This is a genomic window from Luteimonas terrae (genome assembly GCF_031457535.1).
Taxonomy (GTDB): Bacteria; Pseudomonadota; Gammaproteobacteria; order Xanthomonadales; family Xanthomonadaceae; genus Luteimonas; species Luteimonas terrae_A.
The window spans coordinates 207,614-225,042 of the sequence record NZ_JAVDWO010000005.1 but is presented as its reverse complement, the minus strand read 5'-3'; the positions used below and the strand labels follow the sequence as shown (position 1 = coordinate 225,042).

Here is a 17,429-nt window from a genome sequence, read left to right as displayed (position 1 = left end):
CCGCGCCGCACGCCAGCCATCGCCAGCCAGCGACGCGCACGACCCGCCCGCCAGCCTTCGCGCGCCAGCCGGTCATCTTCGAAGAACCCGCCACGTGCGGGTTTTTTGTTGTCCGCGAACCTCCGAATCAGCCGTGGCCCAGCGCGAGATCCAGCGTCTGCGCACAGGTCACCGGGCGTGTTGCACTGCCCTGTCGGCGATCTTCTCCCACGACCCGGTGGCATCAGGATGCGCGGGCTGCGTTTCCCACACCGTTTCGTCGGCGAATGCATGCACCGGCAGGCCATCGAGCGGCGGCGCGCTCATCGTTCGGAACCGGCATTGTCGAAGCGATCGAGGCGATAGCTGATGCGCGCACGCTGTTCGCCCTGCCATGGATCGAACGCGCGCACTTCGACCACGTGTGCGCCGACCTCGCGATCGGTCGGCAGTGCAGCGCGCCACAGATGCATCGACGGCGTCGCCTCGGGCGATCGGTCCAGGCCGCGCAGCGTCTCGGCGAGATCGTCGCGTGCGTTCTCCAGCAGCAGCCGAGGATCGGCGCGTTCGACGCGGCGCATCGGCGCCCAGTCGCCGTCGCCGACGCGAAACTCGACGCGTGTATCGGCTTGCCCCATGTAGACGTTGGCATAGACGCCCCAGGCCGGATACGCACCCTGCCGCAGCACGCGCGGTGCATGCAGGGCCATTGCCTGCGTGATCGCCGGATCAGCAGAAGCGCGCGCCGGATGCCAGGCGAGGCGGTAGGCGCCATCGGCTTCAATATGCAGCGTCGCGAAACCGTTCGGCGTGCCGTCGGCCATCGTCGCGTCGGGGATGCCTTCGGCATCGGGCGCACCACTCCAGAAGGCACCGCTGACCGCGCCGACGTTGTATTCGTGCAGCGGCGTCGCGCCGTGCCAGCCGCTCGACGCGTCGTGGCGCACATGCTGCTGGGTATGGCGATGGCCGGTGAGCAGCAGCACGCGCGGGTGCCGCTGCAGAGCGGCGAAGAGGCGCGCGCGATCCGCGCTGCGCATCGTCTCGGGCGCGCCGGCAGATGCAGTGTCGAACCAAGGCACGTGCGCGGCGACCACCAGCAGACGGTCGATCGGCGCGGCCGCGAGATACGCCTCGACGAACGCGAACTGGTCCTCGCGCAGACCGCCGACATAGGCCGGCCGCGCGCCGGGCTGGTAGATCACGTTGTCGAGCACCAATACGTTCGCCTGCGGCGTTTCCCAGGCGTAGGTTTCGGGACCGTAGGCAGCGCGGAACGAGGCGGTCGAGCCCTCGTCGTCACCCGCGTCGAAATCCAGATCGTGATTGCCGGGCGCGTGCAGCCAGGGCGCATCGAGGCGTGCGGTCGCGCGATCGATCAGCGGATACAGCGCCGGATCGTCGTTGGTCACGTCGCCGAGCATCAGCCCGAGCCCGAAGGGGCCGGCCGCGCGTGCGGCCTCGACCACGGCGCGGTCGTAGTAGCCGACTTCTGCTTCGGTGCCGGTCTGCGGATCGGCGAACACCGCTACGTCGAGGGAACCCTGCGCCTCGCCCGCCTGCAGCACGAACGTGCAGGCCGCGCCGCTGCTCCCCGCCGCGCGCCAGAGCACGGGATTCGCGCCCTGACGCGGCAGCGTCCAACCCGCCGGCTTGATCACGAACACCGGCGCGTCGCTGCTCAAGCCGTGGTACCGCCCCTCCGCATCGGTATCGACGATGTTGCGACCGTCGGACACGCGTACACCTGCAAGACCTGCGCTGTGTCCATCGGGCTGCGTGCCGACCACGCGCCCGGTGTCGCAGGCGAACGTGACGCCGGTCGACAGGCACAGCGCTGCGAGCGCGGCCGGCATGAACGGACGACATTGAATGGGCGACATCGGCGACACCTGTGCTGCAGAGGAATCGCCGGATTATGCCGCCGGATGATTTCGGCCGGCCGCTGATCTACGCTTCCCGCGTTCGGAGGCCATGGACACGGCCGATGCGGAACTGCATGGAACACACGGGGGCGAAGGGATGACGCTGATCGGCTGGACTTTACGGGCATGGCGTTGCTGGCTGCTGCTGGCCTGCCTGTGCTGTCCGCTGTGGGCGGTCGCGTTCGAGCGCGCGGAGCTCGTGCTGCCGCCGGGTACCGAGCGTGTCGCGCTGGCGCCGCAACTGGCCTACCACCACGACGCCGAGGACCTCGACGATCTCGCCACCGCGTGGCGACGGGTCGACGGGGGCGAAATGATGCCGTTGCCCGACGGCGTCGATGCATTCGGTTTCCAGCGCGGCACGTTCTGGTTCCATGCGCGCGTGGTCAATCGCGAGGTGCACGAACCGCGCTGGATGCTCGTGCAGGAGTATCCACTCAGCGACGAAGTCGATCTGCACGTGCGCTACGCAGACGGTCGCGTGCTGCACTTCGCAGGCGGCGACCATCGCCCCTTCGCATCGCGCGCCGTGCGCTATCGGCATCCGAACTTCAGTTTCGAACTGCCGGTCGGCGAACCTGTCGATCTGCTGGTGCGCGTGCGCAGCCAGAGCTCGATGCAGGTGCCGCTGCAGCTGTACACGCCCAAAGCGTTCACCGAGGTCTCGCGCGACGCGCAGCTGGCGATCGGCCTGTACTACGGCATCATGCTGGCACTGTTCTTCTACAACCTGGTGCTGTGGCTGTCGCTGCGCGACGCCAGCTACTTCTGGTATCTGTGCCACGTGTCCGCTTTCGGGCTGGTGCTGTTCACGCTCAACGGGCTCGGCTTCGAATACCTGTGGCCGCACGCGCCGTGGATGGCCGACCACATGGTGCCGATCTCGATCTGTCTGGCGCTCGTGGCGATGCTGCAGTTCTCGCGCACCTTCCTCGAACTGCCCAGGCGCTGGCCGCACGGCAATGTGCTGCTGCTCGCCCTCATGGCGTTCTTCGTGTTGTTCGGCATCGCCTCGATCTGGTTGCCGCTGCGCATCTCCACACCCGTCGCCTCGCGCGCGGTGCTGGTCGGCGTGGTCGGCATCGTCATCGCGACAATCGTGGTGCTGCGTCGTGGCTACGCGCCGGCCTCGCTACTGCTGCTCGCCTGGTCGATGTTCCTGCTCGGCACCGCGGCGTTCACCCTGCTGGCGTTCGGCCTGCTGCCGAAGAATTTCGCCACCGAGTACGGCGTGCAGATCGGTTCGGCGCTGGAGATGCTGCTGCTGTCGATCGCACTCGGTCATCGTTACGCGGCGCTGCGCCAGGAGAACCTGCGCATCACCGCCGAAGCCAACCTGCGGCTGGAGCGCAAGGTCGCGCAACGCACCCAGGAAGTGCGCAGCGCGCTGCTGCGGCTGGAGGATGCGCACGCGCGGCTGCGCGATTCGAGCCGGCGCGACGGCCTGACCGGTCTCTACAACCGCAGCTGGTTCCGCGAGGCCTTCCGCGACCTCGCGCAACAGGCGAAACACAGCGGCACGCCGCTCGCGGTGCTGATGATCGATCTCGACCATTTCAAGTCGATCAACGACCGTCACGGCCATCTGGCCGGCGACGACTGCCTGCGCTGGGCAGCGCGGTGCATCGGTCGCATCCTGCGTCCGCACGACGCCCTGCTCGCCCGTTTCGGCGGCGAAGAATTCGTGGTCGCAATTCCCGACTGCGGTCTGGCCGAAGCTGGCGTCATCGCCGAAGCCATCCGCTACCAGCTTGGCGATGAGGCCTGTCCCAGTGGCCAGACGCGGATCCGGGTCACGGCGAGCATCGGCGTGCACGTGCTTGATCCGCAGGCCGACACCGACCTCGACGATGTTCTGGGCAGCGCCGACTGCGCGCTGTACGCCGCCAAGGCCAATGGCCGCGACTGCGTGGAGCTGTCCACGGCCGGCTGACGCCCAGCCGCCCGTCACGCCCGGCCCCGTGGTTTCGTGCGGCCGGGCCAGTCCGGTATCCTGTGCGGCTACACGGCCCCGTAGCTCAGCTGGATAGAGCGGTCCCCTCCTAAGGGACAGGTCGCCCGTTCGAATCGGGCCGGGGTCACCAACCGCGACTTCCCCCAACGGCCCTGCGCCGCGTCGCGCCGCTTCCCACCGTACGTCCGCCGGTTTTCACATCGGCGGCGTCCGCTCACAAGGAGTTCCGTCCATGACCCATTCCGTCCTCACCGCGCTCGGCCTGTCCGATACCGAATCGGGCACGTATCTCGGCAACGGCGAGTGGTCGAAGACCCGCGATGCCGGCGTCATCGAACCCGTCAACCCGACCGACGGCGAAGTGCTCGCCCGCGTGCAGGCCAGCTCGCAGGCCGATTACGACCTGATCGTCGAGCGCGCCCAGGCGGCGTTCAAGATCTGGCGCAAGACGCCGGCGCCGCGCCGTGGCGAAGCCGTGCGCCTGTGCGCCGACGCGCTGCGCACGCACAAGGACGCGCTGGGTTCGCTGGTCGCGCTGGAGATGGGCAAGTCGAAGCCGGAAGGCGACGGCGAAGTGCAGGAAATGATCGACATCGGCGAATTCGCGGTCGGCCTGTCGCGTCAGCTGTATGGCCTGACGATGCACTCCGAGCGTCCGGGCCACCGCATGTACGAGCAGTGGCACCCGATGGGCGTGGTCGGCATCATCAGCGCGTTCAACTTCCCGGTCGCGGTGTGGGCCTGGAATGCACTGGTCGCCGCGGTCTGCGGCAACATCTCGATCTGGAAGCCGTCGCCGAAGACGCCGCTGTCGGCGATCGCGTCGATGAAGATCTGCAACGAAGCGCTGAACAAGGCCGGCTTCCCGGACATCTTCTTCCTGTTCAACGATGCCGGTAGCGATCTCGCGCAGGCCTTCGTCGACGACAAGCGCATCGCGCTGGTCAGCTTCACCGGTTCGACCAAGGTCGGCCGCCACGTCGGTGAGCGCGTCGCCAAGCGCATGGGCCGCTCGCTGCTGGAACTGGGCGGCAACAACGCGATCATCGTCGACCCCACCGCCGACCTGAAGCTGGCGATCCCGGCAATCGTGTTCGGCGCCGTCGGCACCGCCGGCCAGCGCTGCACGACGACGCGCCGTCTGTTCGTGCACGAGTCGATCTACGCCGACGTGCTGGCCAAGCTGAAGACTGCCTACGGCCAGGTCGAGAAGAAGATCGGTGATCCAACCGACGCCGCCAACCTGATGGGCCCGCTCAACAGCCGCGACGGCGTGCAGGCGTACCTCACCGCGATCGAAAAGGCCAAGGCCAGCGGCGGCACGATCGAGAGTGGCGGCAAGGCGCTCACCGACCGCAAGGGCAACTTCGTGCTGCCGGCGCTGGTTAGTGGCCTGACCAACGATGCCGAGGTCGTGCAGACCGAAACCTTCGCGCCGATCCTCTACGTCATGAAGTACAGCGATCTGGAAGAAGCGATCGACCTGCAGAACGACGTGCCGCAGGGTCTGTCGTCGTCGCTGTTCACCACTGACCTGCGCGCGTCCGAGCAGTTCCTAAGCGCATGGGGTTCGGATTGCGGCATCGCCAACGTCAACATCGGCACCTCGGGCGCCGAGATCGGTGGCGCCTTCGGCGGCGAGAAGGAAACCGGTGGCGGCCGCGAATCGGGTTCGGACGCGTGGCGCGCCTACATGCGTCGCCAGACCAACACGATCAACTACTCCGATTCAATGCCGCTCGCACAGGGCATCAAGTTCGACCTCTGACGTCGATCCCGGACGCCGCGGATCCGGTCCGCGGCGTCTGCGCGCTTGCGCGCGACACCCTGGTGTCTGAATAATCGTGTCTTCCCCCGCTTTCCCTGGACCGCCGCCGATGGCGCCGCGAATTCCGGCCCGTTCGTCTGTCGCACCGCGTGATCGCGCCGTGCGCTTGCCTGTGTCCGATGCTCCGACGCGAGGTCCACGCGCATGAACACGCCTGTCGCCTACCGCCAGACCAGTGCGATGGCAATCATCAGTCTCGTCGCCGGGCTACTTGGTTGGTCGTTGTTGCCGGTCATCGGCAGTGTCGTCGCGATCGTGACCGGTCACCTCGCACGCGCCGAGATCCGGCGACGTCCCGAAGCGCTGGACGGCGATGGCCTGGCGATCGCGGGGCTGGTGCTGGGTTATCTGATGGTCGCGATGGCGATCATCGGCCTGCTGTTCGTGTTCCTGTTCTTCGGCGGCCTGCTGGCCTTCATCGCGGCGGCGTCCTGATGTACGCAAGCGCCCGTCCGCTGCTGTTCCGGCTCGACCCCGAACGCGCGCACGGCGTCACGCTCACCGCGTTGGATGCGCTGCATCGCATGGGCCTGTCGTCGTTGATCGCCACGCCACCGCCACCGCTGCCGACCGAAGCCTTCGGCCTGCGTTTCCCGAACCCGGTCGGCCTCGCCGCCGGACTCGACAAGAACGGCGACCACATCGATGCGCTGTTCGCGCTGGGCTTTGGCTTTGTCGAGATCGGCACGATCACGCCCAGGCCGCAGGACGGCAACCCGAAGCCGCGCATGTTCCGGCTGCCGCGCCACCGCGCGCTGATCAACCGTCTGGGTTTCAACAACCAGGGCGTCGACGCGCTGATCGCCAACGTGAGCCGCGCGAAGCGCGCCGGCATCCTCGGCATCAACATCGGCAAGAACAAGGACACGCCGAACGAATCGGCGGCCGACGATTACCTGTTCTGCATGGAACGCGTGTATCCGCTGGCGGACTACATCACGGTCAACATCTCCTCGCCCAACACCGCCGGCCTGCGTGAGCTGCAGGAAGAGCAGGCGCTGCGCCGGCTGATCGGCACGCTGCGCGACGCGCAGGAGCGCCTGGCCGCGCAGCACGGCAAGCGCGTGCCGCTGCTGGTCAAGGTGGCGCCCGATCTGAGCGACGACGACATCGAGGCCGCGGCCCGCGTGCTGTCTGACCTGCACGTCGACGGCGTCATCGCCACCAACACCACGATCTCGCGCATCAGCGTGCAGGACGATCGTCGCGCCGACGAGGCCGGTGGTCTGTCCGGCGAGCCGCTGATGAACAAGGCGACCACCGTGCTGCGGATGATGCGCACGCGGCTCGCCAGCGAGATTCCGCTGGTCGGCGTAGGCGGCATCCTGTCGGGCGCCGATGCGGTCAAGAAGATGGCCGCCGGCGCGTCGCTGGTGCAGGTGTATTCGGGTCTGGTCTATCGCGGGCCGGCGCTGATCGGCGACTGCGTCGAGGCGATCCGCCGCCGGCGCGAAGCCCCGAGCCGCGGCAACCTGCCCAGCCTCTGATCGCAGCGATGTCCGATTCCTACCGTCTGCTGCAGCCGGCCGATCTGCGCCCGCGCAACACCTTCGGCGTGGCCGCGCATGCGCGCCGGCTGATCGAGGTGCTGGATGCCGCGGCCTTGCCGCAGGCGCTCGCCGCGCTCGACGGCGACACGCGCCCACTGGTCATCGGCGGCGGCAGCAATCTGCTGTTCGCGGGAGATACCGTCGATGCGCTGGCGATCATCGATGCACGCCGCAGCGTGGTCTCCGACGATGGCGAGCGCGTCGTCGTGCGCGCCGCCGCCGGCGCCGACTGGCACGGCTTCGTGTTGTGGACGCTGGCGCAGGAGCTCGGCGGCATGGAGAACCTCGCGCTGATTCCGGGCACGGTCGGCGCCGCGCCGATCCAGAACATCGGCGCCTACGGCGTCGAGGTCGGTGAGCACGTGGTCGCGGTCGAAGCCTTCGACCAGGACACGCGCAACTTCGTGCGGCTCGATGCCGAGGCCTGCCGCTTCGGCTATCGCGACAGCGTCTTCAAGCAGATGCCCGATCGCTGGATCGTCACCGCCGTCGAATTCTCGCTGCATCGCTTCGCCGAGCCGGTGCTCGATTACGCGGGCCTGCGCGACGTGCTGGCCGCGCGCGGCATCACCGCGCCGCGTCCGCTCGACGTCGCCGAGGCCGTCATCGACATCCGCCGCAGCAAGCTGCCGGACCCCGCGTTGATCGGCAACGCCGGCAGCTTCTTCAAGAACCCGATCGTGTCGGCCGCGCAGGCCGCCGCACTGGTCGCGGCGCATGCGGGCATCCCGGTGTTCGCGGTCGATGAAGGCCTGCGCAAATTGTCGGCAGCGTGGCTGATCGATCGCTGCGGCTGGAAGGGGCATCGCGATGGCGACGCCGGTGTGGCGCCCGGCCACGCGCTGGTGCTGGTCAATCACGGCAACGCGCAGGGCACCGAGCTGCTGGGCCTGGCGCGACGCATCGCAGCCTCGGTGCAGATGCGCTTCGGCGTGGCGCTGGAACCCGAACCGAAAATCGTCGGCGCGGCGTGGTGAGCACACGCGCCCTGCTCCGCTGGCGACCCGCGACCGTACAGGGACAGGCCGCGCTGCTGATGCTGGGCAGCACCTCGGCCTTCGCGCTGATGGCGATCGCGATCCGCTACGCATCGGCGACCGTGCCGACCACCGAAGTCGCATTCTTCCGCAACTTCTTCGGCCTGCTCGCCCTGCTGCCGATCCTCCTGCGCAGCGGCGCCGGCCTGCCGCGCACGCGCAATCTGGGCCGCTACGTGATCCGCACCGTGGTCGGCCTCGGCTCGATGCTGTGCGCGTTCTGGGCGATCGGCCATCTGCCGCTATCGCAGGCGATCTCGCTCTCGTACGCGGCGCCGCTGTTCGCGACGATCGCGGCAGTGATCTGGCTCGGAGAGATCGTGCGCGTCCGGCGCTGGATGGCGGTGTCCGCAGGGTTTCTCGGCGTGCTGGTGATCCTGCGGCCTGGCGTGGCGTTCACGGCTGCGATGCTGGTGCCGGTGATCGGCGCGCTGCTCGCCGCGCTGGTCGCGATCCAGATGAAACAGCTCTCGAGGCTGGATGCGCCCGACACGATCGTCTTCTACACCTACCTGCTGTGGGTGCCGCTGTCGCTGGTGCCGGCGCTGTTCCAGTGGGTCTGGCCGAGCCCGACGGTCTGGCTGTGGCTGATCGCGACCGGCGTGCTCGGGACGCTGGGCCAGTGGCTGTGGACGCGGGCGCTGCGTCTGGGCGAGGTATCGGCGCTGCAGCCGATCAGCTTCGTACAGTTGCCGATCGTGGTGCTGTTCGGCTGGCTGCTGTTCGGCGAGGTCATCGACATGTGGACCGCGATCGGCGCAGCGATCGTGTTCGGTGCCAACGGCTACATCGCGCACCGCGAAGCGGTCCTATCGCGCCGGGCGGCGACGCAGCGGCCGGCGGAAGCGGCAAAGCCGAGCGAATAACCGGACCTGTAGGAGCGCGCTTGCGCGCGATGGGCTTGACCGGCAACGCCTCTTCGCGCGCCAGCGCGCTCCTACAGGTCGCGTCTCAGACGTCTTCTTTCGCGACCTCGCGCAGCTTGCCCTGATGCAGCTCCATCACCCGGTCGAGCTTGCGCGCGAGCCGGCGGTCATGGGTCACCAGCACCAGGCTGGTGTGCTGCGCGCGGTTGAGCTCGAGCATCAGCTCGAACACTGTCGCCGCCGTGCGTTCGTCGAGGTTGCCGGTCGGTTCGTCGCCGAGCACGCAGGCCGGCTTGTTGACCAGCGCACGCGCGACCGCGGCGCGCTGACGCTCGCCGCCCGACAGTTCGCCCGGCTTGTGGGCGAGACGATGGCCGAGGCCGACGGTCTCCAGCAGATCACGCGAACGCTTCGTCGCATCGGCATCGCTGGCGCCGTTGAGCAGCGCCGGCAGCATGACGTTCTCAAGCGCCGTGAACTCGGGCAGCAGATGATGGAACTGGTAGACGAAACCCAGCGAGCGGTTGCGCAGCGTGCCGCGCGCGGCGTTCGACAGGGCGCTCATCTTCTGCCCCGACACGAACACCTCGCCCGCGGTCGGCGTATCCAGCCCGCCGAGCAGATGCAGCAGCGTGCTCTTGCCCGCGCCGGACGCGCCGAGGATCGCGACGGTCTCGCCGGCGCGCACCGCGAAGTCCAGGCCGTCGAACACCGGCGTGTGCAACGTGCCTTCAGCATAGGTCTTGCCCAGGCCCTCGGCCGCGAGCACGACGGTGTCGGGCGCGGCCGTGAGTGCAGCCGTGATCGAGTCACTCATAGCGCAGCGCCTCCGCGGGGGCCGTGCGCGCCGCGCGCAGCGCCGGATAGATCGTCGCGACGAAGGCCATCACCAGCGCAACACTGGCGATCATCACCACGTCGCTGACCTGCAGGTCGATCGGCAGGCCGGTCACGTAATAGACGTCCTCGGGCATCAGCACGACGCCGAATACGCGTTCGATCGCGCCGAGGATGTGTTCGAGATTGAAGGTCAGCAGCAGCCCGCCGGTGATGCCGAGGATCGTACCGATCACGCCGATCATCGTGCCCTGCACCATGAACACCTGCATGACCCCGCCGGGCGTGAGCCCCAGCGTGCGCAGGATCGCGATGTCGGCCTGTTTGTCGGTCACCAGGCTCACCTGCGACGCGACGAGATTGAACGAGCCCATGACGATGATCAGCGACAGCAGGATGCCTATCATGGTCTTTTCGAGTTTGAGCGCGCGGAACATGTTCGCGTTCTCGATGCTCCAGTCGCTGACCCGGTAAACGCCGCCCAGCTTGTGCACCAGATCGCGCGTGACCTGCTGCGCACGATCCATGTCGTGCAGTTTCAGGCGCACGCCGGTGACACCATCGCCAATGCGCAACAGACGCTGCGCATCGCTGAGATTGACCACGGCCAAGCGCCGGTCGAAGTCCTGGTAGCCGGCCTCGAAGATGCCGCTGACGGTGAAGCGTTTGAGCTGCGGCACCGCGCCCATCGGCGTGACCTGGAAATCGGTGGTCACGATGACGCTGTCACCGACGCCGACGCCGAGCCACAGCGCGAGCTCACGCCCGAGCACGATGTTGAACGTACCCGGCTGCAGGTCCTCGAGCTTGCCGATGACCATCGACGTGGTGAGATCGGACACCTGCGCTTCGTCCTCGGGCACGATCGCGCGCACCGCGGCGGGCTCGTTGCGACGGCCGCGCAGCAGCGCCTGCGTGTCGACGTAGGGCGCGGCACCGGCGACGCGGGGATCCTCGCGCGCGACATCGACCGCGCGCTGCCAGTTCGACAGCGTGTCGCCGTCGGCGCTGATCGTCGCGTGCGCGACCATGCCGAGCATGCGGTCGCGGATTTCCTTCTGGAAGCCGCTCATCACCGCGAGCGTGGTGATCAACACGGTCACGCCGATGGCGATGCCGAGAATCGACGCGAGCGAGATGAAGGAAATGAAGCCGTTGCGCCGCTTGGCCCTGAGATAACGCAGGCCGATGGCGGCAGGAATGGGTCTGAGCATGAGCGTCCGGTCATGGGGGCCGCGGCGCCTGCGGCAGCTGCGCCGGTGCACCGCCCGCCCGGGGCGTCGCTATGGTGCCATCGAATCCGCTGGCGGTCGCGTTGCGAGGACCGATGCGGCCAGTCGGAGTTCACGTCGTGCGCGCGGCGGCAGGGTGTCGGGCCACCACAGCAGGTGCCGCCTGCGCCGGCCGTCGCGCCAGCGCAGGATCGCCATCGGACCGCGCCATTCGAGTTGCGGGGTGTCGAGGGCCACGCCATCGAGGTGCGCGGCGCCTGCGGCATCGATGACCAGCTCACGCATCGGGGCGCGCCGTTCGATGGCGATGCGGTGCAGGGTGACGGCGACGATCAGCGGCAGCGCGCAGACGGTCGCGAGCGGCGGCAGTTCCGACAGCCACAACGCGATGCAGGCGCAGACGCCGAGCAACGCGAGCGCGCCCTGCAACAACATGGAGGGCCGCCAGGCCAACCGCAGCGGCAGTGGCTCAGCCTGGCGGCAGCTGCCGGATCGACTGTACGAGGGTGTCGAGCTGCGCATCATCGGAACGCTCATGGCCGAGAAACCACTTCCAGAGCCTATCGTCCTCGCAATCCAGCAGCCGTCGGAAAACCTCGCGCTCGGCTTCGGTGGATGACGGCCAGCAGCGGTCGAGCCAGCGTTCGAACAATCGGTCGAGCTCGCGCATGCCGCGCCGGCTGCGCCAGCGCAGGCGACGGAGTTCGGTGGCGTCGTCGTGGGTCATGCGTTTTCTGATCCCTGACAGGCGACTCTCGAGCCCGTCATTCCGGCGAAAGCCGGAATCCGGTGTCTCTGCTTCGCGATAACGGTATCCGGGAACGCCCAAGACGCTGGATGACCAGCCATTCGGCCGTTGAAGAACACACCGGCTTTCGCCGGAGTGACGGACAGGTATTCCGACAGAAACTGGCGGTGCCTCACGCCCGATCGATGCATCGCATCGACCGGGCGCGAGCGAATCAGCCGCGACGCGCCAGCATCAACTGCTTGATCTCGCCGATCGCCTTGGCCGGATTCAGGCCCTTGGGGCAGGTCCGTGCGCAGTTCATGATCGTGTGGCAGCGGTAGAGCTTGAACGGATCTTCCAGATCGTCCAGACGCGCACCGGTGTCCTCGTCGCGGCTGTCGATGATCCAGCGGTAGGCCTGCAGCAGCACGGCCGGACCGAGGTAGCGCTCGCCGTTCCACCAGTAGCTCGGGCAGCTGGTCGAGCAGCAGGCGCACAGGATGCACTCGTACAGACCGTCGAGCTTGGCGCGGTCTTCCTTGGACTGCAGACGCTCGCGGTCCGGCGGCGCCGCGCTCTGCGTACGGATCCACGGCTGGATCGACGCGTACTGCGCGTAGAAGTGGGTCAGGTCGGGCACCAGATCCTTGACCACTTCCATGTGCGGCAGCGGGTAGATCGGCACCTCGGCCTTCTTGCAGTCCTCGATGGCGCGGGTGCAGGCCAGCGTGTTGGTGCCGTCGATGTTCATCGCGCAAGACCCGCAGATGCCCTCGCGGCACGACCTGCGGAAGGTCAGCGTCGGGTCGATCTCGTTCTTGATCTTGATCAGCGCGTCGAGAACCATCGGACCGCACTTGTCGAGATCGACCTCGTAGGTGTCCGTCGACGGATTGCGGCCGTCATCGGGATTCCAGCGGTAGACCTTGAAGGTGCGCGTGCGCGTGGCGCCCGTGGCCGGGAAGTGCCGGCCCTGCTGCACCTTGGAATTCTTCGGAAGCGAAAATTCTGCCATCTGGGGTCCCCGGCTCAGTAAACGCGTGCTTTCGGCGGCACGACTTCGACTTCGTCGTCGAGCGTGTACATGTGCACCGGGCGGTAATCGATCTGCGTGTTGCCGGCATCATCGGCCCAGCACAGCGTGTGCTTGTGCCAGTTCTCGTCGTCGCGGTCCGGGAAGTCCTCGTGCGCATGCGCGCCGCGGGATTCCTTGCGGTTCTCGGCCGAGACGATGGTCACCAGCGCCTGGCCCAGCAGGTTCTGCAGCTCCATGGTCTCGATCAGATCCGAGTTCCAGACCATCGAGCGGTCGCTGACCTTGACGTCGGCGAACGAGGCGTGGATCTCGCGGATCTTGTCGACACCCTCGGCCAGCGTCTTGCTGGTGCGGAACACCGCGGCGTCGTTCTGCATCGTGCGCTGCATGTTGTCGCGGATCACCGACGTCGGCGTGCCGCCCGTCGCATGGCGCAGCTTGTCGAGGTTCGCCAGCGACTGGTCGCAGGCGTCCCTGGGCAGCGGCTTGTGGCGCGCGTTCGGCGTAATCGTTTCAGCGCAGCGGTTCGCGACCGCGCGGCCGAACACCACCAGATCCAGCAGCGAGTTCGAGCCCAGACGGTTGGCACCGTGCACCGACACGCAGGCGGCTTCGCCGATCGCGTACAGGCCCGGGACCACTGCATCCGGATTGCCGTCCTTCAACTGCACGACTTCGCCGTGATAGTTGGTCGGGATGCCGCCCATGTTGTAGTGGACGGTCGGAATCACCGGGATCGGCTGCTTTTCGACATCGACACCGGCGAAGATCCGCGCGCTCTCGGCGATACCGGGGAGCTTCTCGTGGATGTCCTTCGGGTCGAGATGGGTCAGATCCAGATGGATGTGATCCTTGTGCTCGCCGACGCCACGGCCTTCGCGGATTTCCATCGTCATCGAACGCGAGACGACGTCGCGCGAGGCGAGATCCTTGGCGTTCGGCGCGTAGCGCTCCATGAAGCGTTCGCCGCTGGAGTTGCGCAGGATGCCGCCTTCGCCGCGCACGCCCTCGGTGATCAGGCAGCCCGCGCCGTAGATGCCGGTCGGGTGGAACTGCACGAACTCCATGTCCTGCAGACCCAGACCCGCACGCAACGCCATACCGCCACCGTCGCCGGTGCAGGTGTGCGCCGAGGTCGCGGAGAAGTATGCGCGGCCGTAGCCGCCGGTCGCCAGCACCACGCCCTGGGCGCGGAACAGGTGGAGCGTGCCTTCGGCCATGTCGAGCGCGAGCACACCGCGGCAGGCGCCGTCCTCGTCCATGATCAGATCGAGGGCGAAGTACTCGATGAAGAAGCGTGCGTCATGCGCCAGCGACTGCTGATAGAGCGTGTGCAGGATCGCGTGCCCGGTACGGTCGGCCGCCGCGCAGGTGCGCTGCGCGGTGCCCTTGCCGTAATGAGTGGTCATGCCGCCGAAGGGGCGCTGGTAGATCTTGCCCTCTTCGGTGCGCGAGAACGGTACGCCCTGGTGCTCGAGCTCGATGATCGCGGGGATCGCCTCGCGGCACATGTACTGGATGGCGTCCTGGTCGCCCAGCCAGTCGGAACCCTTGATCGTGTCGTAGAAGTGGTAGCGCCAGTCGTCCTCGCCCATGTTGCCGAGCGCGGCGGAGATGCCGCCCTGCGCCGCCACGGTGTGCGAGCGCGTCGGGAAGACTTTGGTCAGACACGCGGTCTGCAGACCCTTGTGGGCCAGACCGAAGGTCGCGCGCAGACCGGCGCCGCCGGCGCCGACGACGATCATGTCGTAGGTGTGTTCGGTGATCTTGTAAGCGTTGGTCATGTGGTTCTCAGCCCAGCAGTGCGATGCGCGCAATCGCGTACAGCGATGCGAGCGCGCCAGCGGCGCAGGCGAATGTGACGAGGAGCTGGAGACTGACCTCCAGCGCGCGCTGGTGGATGTAGTCCTCGATGATCACCTGCAGGCCGAGCTTGGCGTGCCAGAACATGGCGATCGCGAAGAGCGCGAAGGCGATCGCGTTGAACGGACGCGCGATGACGGTCTGCACGGTGCCGAGGTCGGCGCCGGCCAGCGACACCAGCGTGCCGATGAACCATGCGACCAGCGGTACCAGCGCCACGGCGGTCACGCGCTGCCACCAGAAATGACCGGTCCCGGTCTTGCCCGAGCCCAGGCCGCGTGCACGACCGACCGGCGTGCGGAAATCGCGCTGGCGCACGACCTCGACCGGTGTCTTCGACTCGCTCATGCGCCACCCCGCAATGCAATGAACCAGATCACGGCGGTCAGCACGACGGCCAGCGTGATCACGGTGTACCCGGAGCGATAGACCTCCGGCAGTTCGAAGCCCATGCCCGCATCCCACATCAGGTGGCGGATGCCATTGAGCAGGTGATAGACCAGCGCGAACGAGAACGCCGCGAGTGCGAGCGTGCCCAGCGGCGAGGCGAGGCAGGCCGACGCATTCGCGTAGGCGTCGCCGCCTTGGGCGACGGCCAGCAACCACCAGGCGAGGCCGAATGCACCGACCGAGGCGATGATGCCGGTGACCCGGTGCATCAGGGACATCACCGATGTGATCTGCAGGCGATACAGCGTGCCGAGCATGAACGGTGACAGAGGACGGTTACGGTGTGCCATCGTTGTAGTGCTCTCCTCGCTGGCGGCGTCTCGCCGCGTGGCTGGTACTGCGGATCTGCCCGCCAGACACGACGTGACAGATCAGAAATCGATGCAACGACCGTTCTTTTCCCAGTCGCCATAGCGCGTCGGATCGAGGCCCTCGCGGCCTCCGATCTCTTCAGCGGGCGGCGATGCCGGAACAGGCATTTCCGCAGGCGTCGACGACGGCGTGTCCGTCTGCTCGCCTATGATGTCCGGGTTGGTCATTCGTTCAATTTTAGTTCCCACAGGCATGTCAGACAAGCTGCAATCCACCTCAGGCCCTGCATTCGCGCTTCCGGACATCGCGTCACTGATGCTTCACGGACGCGATTGCATCGCATTCGCGCAGGCGCAGTTCATGAGCGATGTGGCGACGCTTGGCGACGGACAGTGGCAGTGGAGCGGTTGGTTGACCCCGAAAGGGCGCGTGATCGCCCTGTTCGCCGTCTTGCGGCACAGCGCAGAGCGGCTCGACCTGATCGTGCTCGACGCCGATATCGCTGCATTGGCGACATCGTTGAAACGCTACGTCTTCCGCAGCAAGGTCTCGATCGAGGTGCGCAGTGGCGTTTCTGCGATGGGACAGTTCGCATTGCCGTCGATTGCGCGCGGTGCGAGTGCCTCGATCGACGCCTCCGTGACCGAGCTGGATCTCGGCTCGCTATCGGAGCCGCGCACCCTCTCCCTGCGCGAAGCCGATCCGGTGATCGCAGTCGATCCGGATGCGCAACGCCGCTGGCGCGCCTTCGACATCACCCACGGCCTGCCCCGCCTGGACGCGGCGCAGCGCGAGCAGTGGACGCCGCAGCAGCTGTCGCTGGAACGCCTGCGCGCCTTCAGCGTCGCCAAGGGCTGCTATCCCGGACAGGAGATCGTCGCGCGCACGCACTTCCTCGGACAGGCGAAGCGCGGCCTGGCCGTCCTGCGCGGCGCGCCTGATGCCGCAGCTGGCGAAGACGTGCGGACCGGCGAGCAGGTGCAAGGCAAGGTCGTGTCCGTCGCCGGCGATCTTGTGCTGGCCGTGCTGCCGCTCGAACGCCTGGATGTGCCGCTGCAGATCGGCGGCATCGATGTCGTCGATACACCGCTGCTGGACGGCCTCGCCCGCTGATCCCAGCGGATTCACCGCCCCGCTCACCCGCATTCGAATGTCGTGATCCGGCTGCTATGCTCGGCCGCGACAGGGGGCGCACGCGCCCAAGGGAATGTCGAAACCGTCGCCAAACGGGCTTTCGCCGGTGCGGGGACATGGGTCAGGGAACCATCCAAGGAGTCGTCATGAAACACAGTTCGTTGTCCGCGGCGCTTGCCGCATCCGTGGTCACGTGTGTACTCGCTGCCTGCGCAAGCTCGGCGCCGGTGCAGGAATCCGCCGCGCCAGCACCGCCCGAGCCGACCGCGTTCGTCGAGCAACTCGACGCCGACGGCCTGTTCGCATTCGGCAAGGCGGACATCCGCGATATCAGCCCGGCCGGCCGCGACGCGCTCGACACGCTCGCGGGCCGCCTGGCTGGCCGCAGTCTCGACGTCGTCCACGTCATCGGACACAGCGACCGCATCGGTAACCGCCAGGGCAACCTGCGCCTGTCGAACCGCCGCGCCGAAGCCGTCCGCGATTATCTGGTCGAGCACGGCGTGCCGTCGGACCGCATCACGGCGGTCGGGCGCGGCGATGTGGAGCCGGTAGTCGAGTGTGAGTCGGAGCGCGGTCAGGCGTTGATCACGTGCCTGGCGCCGAACCGGCGCGTGGAAGTGCGGGTGCGGTTGGCGGACTGATTCGACCGACGCGTAGAGCCCTCCCCAGCGTTTCGAGGCATTGCTCCCTTCG

General features: G+C 67.5%; 19 protein-coding genes and 1 tRNA gene. 9 read left to right on the top strand and 11 right to left on the bottom strand.

Annotated features, from left to right (window positions below):
* Positions 1-168 precede the first annotated feature (168 nt).
* Together J2W68_RS07995 and J2W68_RS07990 are read right to left on the bottom strand one after the other, a co-directional pair.
* Positions 169-306 carry a hypothetical protein gene (locus tag J2W68_RS07995; RefSeq protein ID WP_310234382.1) on the bottom strand — a complete coding sequence of 46 codons (138 nt, stop codon included), beginning with the start codon at positions 304-306 and terminating at the stop codon, positions 169-171.
* Positions 303-1,862 (bottom strand): calcineurin-like phosphoesterase family protein, encoded by a 1,560-nt coding sequence (locus J2W68_RS07990; protein ID WP_310234380.1) that lies wholly within the window; start codon positions 1,860-1,862, stop codon positions 303-305. The genes J2W68_RS07995 and J2W68_RS07990 overlap by 4 nt, the downstream gene beginning before the upstream one ends.
* Before the next feature lie 91 nt (positions 1,863-1,953).
* Here J2W68_RS07990 and J2W68_RS07985 point away from each other — a divergent pair, with 91 nt between their 5' ends.
* The 7 genes from J2W68_RS07985 (at position 1,954) to J2W68_RS07955 (ending at position 9,139) form a co-directional block, all read left to right on the top strand.
* Positions 1,954-3,837, top strand: a complete 1,884-nt coding sequence (locus J2W68_RS07985; RefSeq protein WP_310234377.1) for a sensor domain-containing diguanylate cyclase — start codon at positions 1,954-1,956, stop codon at positions 3,835-3,837.
* Positions 3,838-3,911: 74 nt separating this feature from the next.
* Positions 3,912-3,988, top strand: a tRNA-Arg gene (locus J2W68_RS07980).
* Positions 3,989-4,090: 102 nt separating this feature from the next.
* Positions 4,091-5,626, top strand: coding sequence for an L-piperidine-6-carboxylate dehydrogenase (amaB, locus tag J2W68_RS07975; RefSeq protein WP_310234374.1), 1,536 nt, complete (start codon positions 4,091-4,093; stop codon positions 5,624-5,626).
* Positions 5,627-5,830: 204 nt separating this feature from the next.
* On the top strand, positions 5,831-6,121 hold the full coding sequence (locus tag J2W68_RS07970; RefSeq protein ID WP_310234371.1) for a DUF4190 domain-containing protein: 291 nt from the start codon (positions 5,831-5,833) through the stop codon (positions 6,119-6,121).
* On the top strand, positions 6,121-7,173 hold the full coding sequence (locus J2W68_RS07965; RefSeq protein ID WP_310234369.1) for a quinone-dependent dihydroorotate dehydrogenase: 1,053 nt from the start codon (positions 6,121-6,123) through the stop codon (positions 7,171-7,173). The genes J2W68_RS07970 and J2W68_RS07965 overlap by 1 nt, the downstream gene beginning before the upstream one ends.
* 8 nt (positions 7,174-7,181) lie before the next feature.
* Positions 7,182-8,213: a UDP-N-acetylmuramate dehydrogenase gene (murB, locus tag J2W68_RS07960; RefSeq protein WP_310234365.1), complete on the top strand. Its 1,032-nt coding sequence runs from the start codon at positions 7,182-7,184 to the stop codon at positions 8,211-8,213.
* Between the two features lie 59 nt (positions 8,214-8,272).
* Positions 8,273-9,139, top strand: a complete 867-nt coding sequence (locus J2W68_RS07955) for a DMT family transporter (protein WP_310234488.1) — start codon at positions 8,273-8,275, stop codon at positions 9,137-9,139.
* An 85-nt stretch (positions 9,140-9,224) separates the two neighbouring features.
* On the opposite strand, the gene lolD is transcribed toward J2W68_RS07955, so the two are convergent.
* From lolD to J2W68_RS07910, 9 genes are all read right to left on the bottom strand, one after another.
* A complete protein-coding gene (lolD, locus tag J2W68_RS07950) occupies positions 9,225-9,956 on the bottom strand; it encodes a lipoprotein-releasing ABC transporter ATP-binding protein LolD (protein WP_310234361.1) in 732 nt (243 codons plus the stop codon).
* A complete protein-coding gene (locus tag J2W68_RS07945) occupies positions 9,949-11,190 on the bottom strand; it encodes a lipoprotein-releasing ABC transporter permease subunit (RefSeq protein WP_310154300.1) in 1,242 nt (413 codons plus the stop codon). The genes lolD and J2W68_RS07945 overlap by 8 nt, the downstream gene beginning before the upstream one ends.
* A 69-nt stretch (positions 11,191-11,259) precedes the next feature.
* Complete coding sequence (locus J2W68_RS07940) at positions 11,260-11,643, bottom strand: hypothetical protein (protein WP_310234359.1); 384 nt, start codon at positions 11,641-11,643, stop codon at positions 11,260-11,262.
* Between the two features lie 34 nt (positions 11,644-11,677).
* On the bottom strand, positions 11,678-11,935 hold the full coding sequence (locus tag J2W68_RS07935; protein ID WP_310234358.1) for a succinate dehydrogenase assembly factor 2: 258 nt from the start codon (positions 11,933-11,935) through the stop codon (positions 11,678-11,680).
* Between the two features lie 235 nt (positions 11,936-12,170).
* Positions 12,171-12,953 carry a succinate dehydrogenase iron-sulfur subunit gene (locus J2W68_RS07930; RefSeq protein WP_232135770.1) on the bottom strand — a complete coding sequence of 261 codons (783 nt, stop codon included), beginning with the start codon at positions 12,951-12,953 and terminating at the stop codon, positions 12,171-12,173.
* 14 nt (positions 12,954-12,967) lie between these two features.
* Positions 12,968-14,758: a succinate dehydrogenase flavoprotein subunit gene (gene sdhA, locus J2W68_RS07925; RefSeq protein ID WP_310234357.1), complete on the bottom strand. Its 1,791-nt coding sequence runs from the start codon at positions 14,756-14,758 to the stop codon at positions 12,968-12,970.
* 7 nt (positions 14,759-14,765) lie between these two features.
* Complete coding sequence (gene sdhD, locus J2W68_RS07920) at positions 14,766-15,185, bottom strand: succinate dehydrogenase, hydrophobic membrane anchor protein (RefSeq protein WP_310234354.1); 420 nt, start codon at positions 15,183-15,185, stop codon at positions 14,766-14,768.
* Entirely contained in the window at positions 15,182-15,577 is a 396-nt protein-coding gene (gene sdhC / locus J2W68_RS07915) for a succinate dehydrogenase, cytochrome b556 subunit (RefSeq protein ID WP_310154290.1), read from the bottom strand. Before sdhC ends, sdhD begins: the two co-directional genes overlap by 4 nt.
* 81 nt (positions 15,578-15,658) lie before the next feature.
* Positions 15,659-15,811, bottom strand: a complete 153-nt coding sequence (locus J2W68_RS07910) for a DUF1674 domain-containing protein (protein WP_430539693.1) — start codon at positions 15,809-15,811, stop codon at positions 15,659-15,661.
* A gap of 103 nt (positions 15,812-15,914) precedes the next feature.
* On the opposite strand from J2W68_RS07910, the gene J2W68_RS07905 reads away from it, so the two are divergent.
* Together J2W68_RS07905 and J2W68_RS07900 are read left to right on the top strand one after the other, a co-directional pair.
* Positions 15,915-16,712: a YgfZ/GcvT domain-containing protein gene (locus J2W68_RS07905; protein ID WP_310234352.1), complete on the top strand. Its 798-nt coding sequence runs from the start codon at positions 15,915-15,917 to the stop codon at positions 16,710-16,712.
* 167 nt (positions 16,713-16,879) lie between these two features.
* The gene (locus tag J2W68_RS07900; RefSeq protein ID WP_310234349.1) at positions 16,880-17,377 is read left to right on the top strand and encodes an OmpA family protein; all 498 of its coding nucleotides are present in this window, start codon (positions 16,880-16,882) and stop codon (positions 17,375-17,377) included.
* The last annotated feature ends 52 nt before the right edge of the window (positions 17,378-17,429 follow it).

Excerpts from the sequence above, each read along its gene's own strand:
- J2W68_RS07995 (WP_310234382.1), bottom strand. The coding sequence starts at position 306 with ATGAGCGCGCCGCCGCTCGATGGCCTGCCGGTGCATGCATTCGCCGAC.
- J2W68_RS07990 (WP_310234380.1), bottom strand. The coding sequence starts at position 1,862 with ATGTCGCCCATTCAATGTCGTCCGTTCATGCCGGCCGCGCTCGCAGCG.
- J2W68_RS07985 (WP_310234377.1), top strand. The coding sequence starts at position 1,954 with ATGGACACGGCCGATGCGGAACTGCATGGAACACACGGGGGCGAAGGG.
- amaB (WP_310234374.1), top strand. The coding sequence starts at position 4,091 with ATGACCCATTCCGTCCTCACCGCGCTCGGCCTGTCCGATACCGAATCG.
- J2W68_RS07970 (WP_310234371.1), top strand. The coding sequence starts at position 5,831 with ATGAACACGCCTGTCGCCTACCGCCAGACCAGTGCGATGGCAATCATC.
- J2W68_RS07965 (WP_310234369.1), top strand. The coding sequence starts at position 6,121 with ATGTACGCAAGCGCCCGTCCGCTGCTGTTCCGGCTCGACCCCGAACGC.
- murB (WP_310234365.1), top strand. The coding sequence starts at position 7,182 with ATGTCCGATTCCTACCGTCTGCTGCAGCCGGCCGATCTGCGCCCGCGC.
- J2W68_RS07955 (WP_310234488.1), top strand. The coding sequence starts at position 8,273 with ATGCTGGGCAGCACCTCGGCCTTCGCGCTGATGGCGATCGCGATCCGC.
- lolD (WP_310234361.1), bottom strand. The coding sequence starts at position 9,956 with ATGAGTGACTCGATCACGGCTGCACTCACGGCCGCGCCCGACACCGTC.
- J2W68_RS07945 (WP_310154300.1), bottom strand. The coding sequence starts at position 11,190 with ATGCTCAGACCCATTCCTGCCGCCATCGGCCTGCGTTATCTCAGGGCC.
- J2W68_RS07940 (WP_310234359.1), bottom strand. The coding sequence starts at position 11,643 with ATGTTGTTGCAGGGCGCGCTCGCGTTGCTCGGCGTCTGCGCCTGCATC.
- J2W68_RS07935 (WP_310234358.1), bottom strand. The coding sequence starts at position 11,935 with ATGACCCACGACGACGCCACCGAACTCCGTCGCCTGCGCTGGCGCAGC.
- J2W68_RS07930 (WP_232135770.1), bottom strand. The coding sequence starts at position 12,953 with ATGGCAGAATTTTCGCTTCCGAAGAATTCCAAGGTGCAGCAGGGCCGG.
- sdhA (WP_310234357.1), bottom strand. The coding sequence starts at position 14,758 with ATGACCAACGCTTACAAGATCACCGAACACACCTACGACATGATCGTC.
- sdhD (WP_310234354.1), bottom strand. The coding sequence starts at position 15,185 with ATGAGCGAGTCGAAGACACCGGTCGAGGTCGTGCGCCAGCGCGATTTC.
- sdhC (WP_310154290.1), bottom strand. The coding sequence starts at position 15,577 with ATGGCACACCGTAACCGTCCTCTGTCACCGTTCATGCTCGGCACGCTG.
- J2W68_RS07905 (WP_310234352.1), top strand. The coding sequence starts at position 15,915 with ATGCTTCACGGACGCGATTGCATCGCATTCGCGCAGGCGCAGTTCATG.
- J2W68_RS07900 (WP_310234349.1), top strand. The coding sequence starts at position 16,880 with ATGAAACACAGTTCGTTGTCCGCGGCGCTTGCCGCATCCGTGGTCACG.